The sequence below is a fragment of the Roseiconus nitratireducens genome (genome assembly GCF_008629675.1).
GTDB lineage: Bacteria > Planctomycetota > Planctomycetia > Pirellulales > Pirellulaceae > Stieleria > Stieleria nitratireducens.
The window spans coordinates 118245-125936 of sequence record NZ_VWOX01000009.1 but is presented as its reverse complement, the minus strand read 5'-3'; the positions used below and the strand labels follow the sequence as shown (position 1 = coordinate 125936).

The following is a 7692-nucleotide window of genomic DNA, read 5'->3' as shown; positions in this document are numbered from 1 at the left end:
GAAAGTGGCGAGAGGTCCTGCCGGACGCAAGCCATTCTCGACCGCGGATTGCACCCTATTTTCGAGAGGATTAACGCATGCTGGGTCGTTTTCTACGCTGGATCCGCGGACATGAATTGGCGACAGCGGTGTTGGTGGGAATTGTGGGGGCCGGCATCTGGGGCTTTGTCGAACTGGCTGATGAAGTCACCGAGGGTGACAGCATGACGTTGGATCGCCAGATTTTGCTTTCGCTCCGGCAGCCCAATGACGCCAGCGACCCGCTGGGACCAAGCTGGTTTGAAGAGATGGCTCGAGACGTCACGGCCCTGGGAAGCGTGGTCGTGTTGATGTTCGTGACCACCATCGTCGTGGGCTACCTCTTTCTGGCCAAGCAGAACTGGGTGTCGCTGTTTGTGATTGTCGCGATCGTGGGCGGGACGCTTGTCAGCACGGGAATGAAGTCCGCATTCAATCGGGCGCGGCCCGATCTGGTCCAGCACGAGACGGAGGTCTACACCAAAAGTTTTCCCAGCGGTCACTCCGCCATGTCGGCCCTCGTGTACCTGACGCTGGGGGCCCTGGTCGCACGCGTGCAGCCACGTCGAAAACTGAAGGTTTACTTTCTGGCGGTGGCTGTTTTCTTGGCCATTCTGGTCGGCTGCAGCCGGGTGTACTTGGGCGTGCACTGGCCGACCGACGTTTTGGGGGGGTGGATGTTTGGCGTGACCTGGGCGGCCGCGTCCTGGCTGGTCTTTCGATGGCTGGGCCAGCGTTTTCATCAGAATCCAGAAGTGGACAGCTGACGCGTCAGGCTGCCTTGGGGCACCGACTTCACCCCAACGCTCAAGTCCTTTTAACGCTAAAGTCCCTCCAACGCTGAAGGAGGGCGGGCGTCAGCGTGGAGTGGACTTCCAATCGCCTCGTTGAGGATCGATTCGCAACGGGGACGCAGGGGATGTTGGCTGCAGCGACAACCTATCGGGTCGAAAAGAATCCTGGAAAAGTTTGTAACTCGGGTGACGTCTGACCGCTTGGCGACGTGGGTGGGCATCCGATCGGCGGTCAGGCGAGGCCAAAGCCGATCCATCGCCTCCCATTCCACTCTTTTCCAAAGATGCTTTTCTCAGGAGACCCGACATGTTTCGCCAATCCATTGCCGCGATGTTGTTCTCACTGTTTCTGTCCGCCGGTGCCGCCTGGGCGGATCCCACACCGATCGTCTGGTGGCAGATGCACGACGGATCCACGGGGACGACGCACGCGGTTGTTGAACACGTGTACGGAGACGGACATTCGGAGTGGTCTTACTGGGTCAAATGGGAGACCGAATTCGGCAGCGTCTACATGGAGTGGCCAATCCCCGATGCGGGTGATCCAAACCCGGACGATTCTGCCAACGGAGAAACGGCCAAGCCCAAAGACATTGCCGAACAACTGGCCCGCGAATTTGCCGACATGGGCGGCGAGGCAATGATTCCCAATCTGTGGGATTCGCCCGTCGGCAAGATGCTGATCCAACAAGGTGACGGTCCGATTCCGATCGTCGATCCGTGGGACTCAACCCTCGGAACCGACTACGACGGGTATGACAGCATCGCTGGTTTCGATCCCAACGGTGGACCCATCGAAGATCAGATCCTGCAGGGAACACCTGACGAAGAAGATGAGTCCGAAGATGACGACGAGTCGCGCAGCGACGATCCAGCCGGAGACTACGAAATCAACATCTACCCCGCCGATCCCGAGCTGGTCAATCCCGTGCCTTTCTGGAACGAGATTCTCCGGTAGACGCGGCGCCCGGACACCGCTCGACGGAGATCACTCAGGTACCGCCGGGCCCGTCAATGAGAACGTTTTGACGGGCACGGCAGGACGCAACGCAAGCGCAGCCTTTCGCTCCAATCCCCCAGGCTGCTTTTCACCATTGAGCGCGGCACCGACGATCTGGAACGATCCGCGGCGAGGTTTTTTGCCGGTCGACATCAGCTTCAACGTCACCTTCTTTGCCGTGTCACCTTTCGCTTCCGAAATCACCGATTCGCAGGTCACCCCGTCGGGCAGCCCCATTGCCGACACACGGATCATGGCATCAAACCCCCGGTCGCGGTCGACCGAAACGGTGACAGCAGCGGGGCCGTCCGCGGAAAGGTTGAAATGGTCTTCGGCGACGGAGAGTCGAAAATCCGGTTCGAACTCGGCGATGTGCAACCGATACAGATGCCGGGGGCCGAACCCCGCCACTCGATCCGACAAAACAACTTCGACCTCCGAATCCTTCTCAGCAGTGAACTTGAGTTCGGCGTCGAAGTTGCTGCGCGATGCGTCATCATTGCTGACGATCAGGCGTCGCGGAGAAGTTTCGTAGAGACTGAGGTTGGAATCGATCGGATAACCCATCGCTCTCGAATCGACGGCAGCCCGATAGGTTTGTCCTTTGCGCACCTCAAAACGGAAGCGAGCCAGGTCGTCGGGGCCGCTCAGGTGTCCCAGTCCAATCGCCGGAAGCGTCGTGAACTTGGCATCTTGGCTGACAATTGTGGACGTTTGCTCGTCGGTAACAGGCAACCAGCACCAGCCCAGTGCGTCATGAACAAAACCAACCGGCGGAGAAACATCCGTCGCCGGTTGGACAACCACCTTCGCCGGCGATGGCAGCCCGTAGCCAAAGCCGAGGACGGCGTCTTGTCCAGGGACGGCGTGGTCCAGAAACGCGCCCGTGGTAACGTCCAGGACATAAACGAACGACGGGGATCCGGAAAAGTCGATCGTGCTGTTTGGGGTCTCGGGGAACGCAAAGATCCGAATCAGGACGTCACCCGTCTCCGGCGCTTCGTAGACAAGTTGGGGATCCAAGCCGCGGACGTCGTCCGATTGCGCCAGCACATTGCCTTGCGGGTCAGTTAGCTGCAACACCGCATCCATCGGCGACCGCAGGACTTGATGGGCCGTCGCCGAAACGACCAACCGGTCTCCTTGTTTCAGCGGAACTCGAAACGCGTCGCTATCGCCTCGCTTGGCGAGACGTCCGGCGACGGTGCAGGGCAGCGTCAGCGCGTTCGCTTCGCTGCGGCGATCGTTCGGCTCGTGCTCCACAGTCACCGGAGCAGTGGAAACCAAGAGCGGGACGAGCGAGGTCGCCGCAGTTGCATCGTGCAAGCGAATCCAGGCAACGCCCGGCGCGGACTCCGCCGGGACGCGGACGTGCAGTTGGCCAGGTTTGTCGCCGACGCTCCACTCCAAGTCGGTGCGGTCGCAGATGATCTCTGCCGGCCAGCTCGGGAATTCTCCTTCGGCGGTCAAGTCGCCTGCGGCGCCCACGGCCACCACCGGCGGAAAGATCCGGTCCAGTTTGACTTGGGCTTGCACCGAAGCCGGCCACGGGCAGGCGAACACCATTGTCGCCAGCCAGAGCATTCGAGACTGCGGCATCACGATCACATCAACTCGGTGATGGGGGTCGCGTCGCTGACCAAATGCACCGGACGACCCTCGGGCGTGTACAGGATCTGACCCGGATCGATTCCGAGTTTGCGGTAGATCGTGCTGACAAAGTTCTCCGGCGCCAAAATTCGTTCGACAGCAGCGTATCCTTGGCGATCGGTCGCGCCGACGACTTGTCCTCCGGCTGTCCCACCGCCGGCAAACAGAACGCTCATGGCGTTTGACCAATGGTCTCGGCCGCCACGCTCATTGATCTTGGGCGTTCGACCAAATTCGCCCAACACGACAACCAGGGTGCGCTGCAGCATGCCTTGCTGTTTCAAGTCCTCGATGAGTGCAGCCACCGTTGACTCGAACGGCGGAAGTTTCTTGTCCAAGGATTGAAAGATGTCGGTGTGATGATCCCAGCCGCCGTGGTAGAGCGTGACGAAGGGAACACCGGCGCTGACCAAACGTCGAGCCAACAACGCACGCTGGCCGAACGGGTCGCGTCCATACGCATCGCGGACGGAATCAGGTTCCCGGTGAATGTCAAATGCCGCCTGCGCTTCCGGACTGCTGATGATCTGCATGCTCTGCTGATAGAACTCATCGACCGCCAATGTGGGGTCACCGGTCGCGGGATCGTTCAGCCGCAGCAAATTGTCGACGTGTTTGCGAATCTGTTGACGCGATTGAAATCGCTGGTCGGTCAGACCGGACGGAATGGTCACGTCACGGACGCGGAAGGAACTGCGATTCGGATCGTCCGGCACCACGAAGGGCGCGTACTTGCTGCCCAGGAAGTTGGGGCCGCCGGAGCGGGAAATGTTGGGAATCGAAAAGTACGCCGGAATGCCGTGCGGGGCACCGACTTCCTTGCTGACGACGCTGCCCAAGCTGGGGTGGAAGCTAACGAAAGCGCCGCATCCGACCGGAATCCGAGGCGGCGCGCCGGTCATCATGTAGTGGTTTCCGGCACCGTGATTGCCCTGATCGTGCCGGATCGAACGGACGATCGCCAAGGAGTCCGAGAGGGCCGCCAACTTCTTCATCGGTTCGGCGAAGAAGATTCCGGGCGTCCGCGTGGCGATCGGTGCGTAGGAACCGCGAATCTCCAGCGGCGCATCCGGCTTGGGGTCAAAGGTCTCGTAATGGCTGGGGCCGCCGTCTTGCCACACCAGGATGCAGGCATCGGCCTGTCGTTGCGGGTTCGCACTCGGTTCGGCGCCCCGAGCCGCCGCCCGCAATGCCCCGGAAAGACCACCGCCGATCAATCCGCCCAACCCGAGACGCAAACAGTCACGCCGCGTGGTTCCATCGCGGTTCCGCCAGGATTGAATCATCTGCGCTGTCCTTCAGTTTTGAATGATGAATTCGGGGGAATTGATCATCGCCCATAACAGGTCTTCAATGATCGGACGACGTTCGCCTTTCGTCATCCCCAGCAGTGGTTCGGCGTAAGACCGTTCCTCCGGGGTGGGGCGGCGAGAAAAACAAGCCAAGTACAATTCCTCGACAACCGCCGCGTTGGAAAGATCACTGTCGGCAAGCCGTGCCGCTCGGCCGGTGTCAGATCGTACCCGGCGGTCCAACTCCACAGAGTTCATCAGGTGCAGCGTTTGTGTGACCGACGAATCGGACACCCGCTCGCACGGAGGATCCTGGTTTTCGTTGGGGCGACCGAAGGTGTCCAGCAACATCGAATCGATGCGATGCGTCCAGACCTGGTTGGCACGCGATTGGGGAGCCAGAGCGGAATAATCCGTGGCGGTTTCCGTGACATCGGAAATCGCGTCGGCGATCACTTCGCCACGCAGACGATGACGGTAGTGACGGGAGTGATTCAAACGATCGCCGCGATTCGTTTCATTCGGGATGGAACTGAGTGAGTAGGCATGCGACAGAACGATGGATTTGATCAAGTGCTTTTGGTCGTAGCCCGACTCCCTGAACTCGCGCGCGAGTGCGTCCAAGAGGGCAGGGTTGCTGGGCGGGTTGGTGCTGCGCAGGTCGTCGACCGGTTCCACGATGCCGCGCCCCATGAAGTGCGCCCAAATCCGGTTGGCATGGACCTGGGCAAAGTAGTCGTTGTTTGTGGACGTCATCCAATCAGCGAGTGCTTCACGGGGATCCTCCTGCGCCTCGCCGCCGGCGGTACCGAACAACGGTTCGGGCGGCAAAACGTTGCCGGTGACTGGATGCCGGACCTCTCCCTTGTCCGATGCGTAAATCACCTCTTCGCCGCCGGAGATCGGAGGTGACAAGCCCGTGCCCTTGCGACCGACCTTTCCGAAGAACGCTGCGAAGGAATAGAAGTCGCGCTGGCTCCATTTCTCGAACGGGTGATGGTGGCACTTGGCGCACTCCAGTCGCACGCCCAAAAAGAGCTGGCTGATTAACGTTGCCACCTCTTCGGGGCTGCGGCGGTCACGGTACAGCGTTGCGGCGCCGTTGTGCCACGTGCTTCCCTTGGCGGTCACCAACCGACGCACAAACTGGTCGTAGGGGACGTCGTCCCTGAACTGCTCGCGAATCCAATTGTCGTAGTTCAAGACGGCTTTGATGCCGACACGGTACGGATTGGGACGCAGCAGGTCGGCCCACTGGTTGGCCCAGTGATCGACATACTCGCGACGCTGCAGCAGTTCATCGACCAAGTGAAGGCGTTTGTCGGGCGATTTGGAGTCCAGGAAGGATCGGGCCTGCTCCGGAGTCGGCAAGCGTCCGATGACGTCCGTGTAGACACGACGCAGGAAGGTGGAATCGCTGGCCGGGTCCGAAATCTTCACCCCAGTCCGCTTCAACTTTTCGTAAACCAGTTCATCGATAAAGTTGTTTCGTTGCGCCTGCGGGTAGAAATCCGGCGGCAGCGGATTGGCCTGGGGAATGTTGACGTTGGCGACACGAATGCGATTCATGTAGCGCGCCATCACGGCCGTCTCGCCCGGAATCGGTCCGGCCTTCATCTGGCCGTCGGCAGCGACCGAGACGATGGCTGCATCATTGGACAAGTAAGTCGTTTCGGCGGTGACATCTCGTTGGGTCCCATCGCTGTAATGGGCAAGGACCTGCAGTCCCGCGTGCTCATCGGGTTGCAGCAGGAAATCGTCCCGGACGAGTTCGACGGATTCCAGCACCGGCTCATCGACGGTGCGTCGGTTGGCACCCTGGCGGATCCAAGTGAGCAACGTTTGGTAGCGGTCACTGCCTGGTTGGATCCGTTCGCCGCCTCCGTGAGGGATCTCGGCCGTGGCTTTGCGGATCAGCAGGCTGGATGCGGGGGCCGAAATCGACAATCGGCGTCCGCGGGCCTGACGGACCACCGAATCGAAATCAAACTCGGAGTCGAATCCCAGCAGGGAGAGTTGGAATCCGTTTTGCCCACCCTGCTTGCCGTGGCAGGCCCCGGCGTTGCAGCCCGCCGCAGCGAGGATTGGCTGGACGTCCAGCTCGAAGCTGACCGGGTCGGATTGGTTCGGAGGAGATCCCAGTGGCGCATCGGCGGCAGCGACGCCGCTGAATTGCGGCCACAGCAGCAACAACATCGGCAGCGCGCCGGCGGCAACCATGGATGGCCGAATGGACCAACGGGGAACGTTGCGGGAACGCATGGCAGGTGGGAGGGGTGGGCGGAAGGAGGGATCCCCATTGTAGTGAATCGGGACACCCGCCGCACAAAATAGCCCCGGTGAACAGATTTTGCATGCCGCACGGGGACACCATGCCGCACGTGCATTCCGCGCGGGGACACTGCATTCCGCAGGGGGGCACAGCACCCACCATGCCGCACGGGGGCACTGCATTCCGCAGGGGGACACAGCACCAGTTGTCTCCGTTGGTGCTCTGTCCCCCGAAAGGAATAGCCACAGAGCACGCCGAGAGCACCGAGCCGACATATTCGTCCTCCGTGGTCTCGGCGACCTCGGTGGCATATCTGTCTGCTTTGCTTTGCTAGCGCAGCATCCGATTCCGTATGGGGACACAGCACCATTTGTCCCGTTGGTGCTCTGTCCCCCGAAAGGAGCCCGTCTGATTGCTTTGCTATCGCAGCATCCGATTCCGTACGGGGACACAGCACCATTTGTCCCGTTGGTGCTCTGTCCCCCGAAAAGAATACCAGTGGTCCGTGCGGGGACACAGCACCCGTTGTCTCTGTTGGTGCTCTGTCCCCTGATAGGACGTTGTCTCTGTTGGTGCTCTGTCCCCTGATAGGAATACTCGAAAGAGATACGAAAGTGCTTTCCCCCCGAAAGTGTCTGTCCCCCGAAAGGAATAGCCACACAGCAC

General features: G+C 60.6%; 5 protein-coding genes. 2 read left to right on the top strand and 3 right to left on the bottom strand.

Annotation, left to right across the window (positions count from 1 at the left end; genetic code table 11):
- Window positions 1-77: 77 nt before the first annotated feature.
- Together FYK55_RS16435 and FYK55_RS16430 are read left to right on the top strand one after the other, a co-directional pair.
- Window positions 78-785, top strand: coding sequence for a phosphatase PAP2 family protein (locus FYK55_RS16435; protein WP_150077524.1), 708 nt, complete (start codon window positions 78-80; stop codon window positions 783-785).
- 334 nt (window positions 786-1119) lie between these two features.
- On the top strand, window positions 1120-1770 hold the full coding sequence (locus FYK55_RS16430; protein ID WP_150077523.1) for a hypothetical protein: 651 nt from the start codon (window positions 1120-1122) through the stop codon (window positions 1768-1770).
- Between the two features lie 30 nt (window positions 1771-1800).
- Here FYK55_RS16430 and FYK55_RS16425 read toward each other — a convergent pair whose 3' ends face one another.
- The 3 genes from FYK55_RS16425 to FYK55_RS16415 are packed head-to-tail and all read right to left on the bottom strand — an operon-like array spanning window position 1801 to window position 7016.
- Window positions 1801-3411 carry a PPC domain-containing protein gene (locus tag FYK55_RS16425; RefSeq protein WP_150077522.1) on the bottom strand — a complete coding sequence of 537 codons (1611 nt, stop codon included), beginning with the start codon at window positions 3409-3411 and terminating at the stop codon, window positions 1801-1803.
- Between the two features lie 5 nt (window positions 3412-3416).
- Window positions 3417-4748 (bottom strand): DUF1501 domain-containing protein, encoded by a 1332-nt coding sequence (locus FYK55_RS16420; RefSeq protein ID WP_150077521.1) that lies wholly within the window; start codon window positions 4746-4748, stop codon window positions 3417-3419.
- 12 nt (window positions 4749-4760) lie between these two features.
- On the bottom strand, window positions 4761-7016 hold the full coding sequence (locus FYK55_RS16415) for a DUF1549 and DUF1553 domain-containing protein (protein ID WP_235908744.1): 2256 nt from the start codon (window positions 7014-7016) through the stop codon (window positions 4761-4763).
- Window positions 7017-7692 lie beyond the last annotated feature (676 nt).

What these genes read in the sequence shown, in the direction of transcription:
- FYK55_RS16435 (WP_150077524.1), top strand. Translation starts at nt 78, where the DNA reads ATGCTGGGTCGTTTTCTACGCTGGATCCGCGGACATGAATTGGCGACA.
- FYK55_RS16430 (WP_150077523.1), top strand. Translation starts at nt 1,120, where the DNA reads ATGTTTCGCCAATCCATTGCCGCGATGTTGTTCTCACTGTTTCTGTCC.
- FYK55_RS16425 (WP_150077522.1), bottom strand. Translation starts at nt 3,411, where the DNA reads ATGCCGCAGTCTCGAATGCTCTGGCTGGCGACAATGGTGTTCGCCTGC.
- FYK55_RS16420 (WP_150077521.1), bottom strand. Translation starts at nt 4,748, where the DNA reads ATGATTCAATCCTGGCGGAACCGCGATGGAACCACGCGGCGTGACTGT.
- FYK55_RS16415 (WP_235908744.1), bottom strand. Translation starts at nt 7,016, where the DNA reads ATGCGTTCCCGCAACGTTCCCCGTTGGTCCATTCGGCCATCCATGGTT.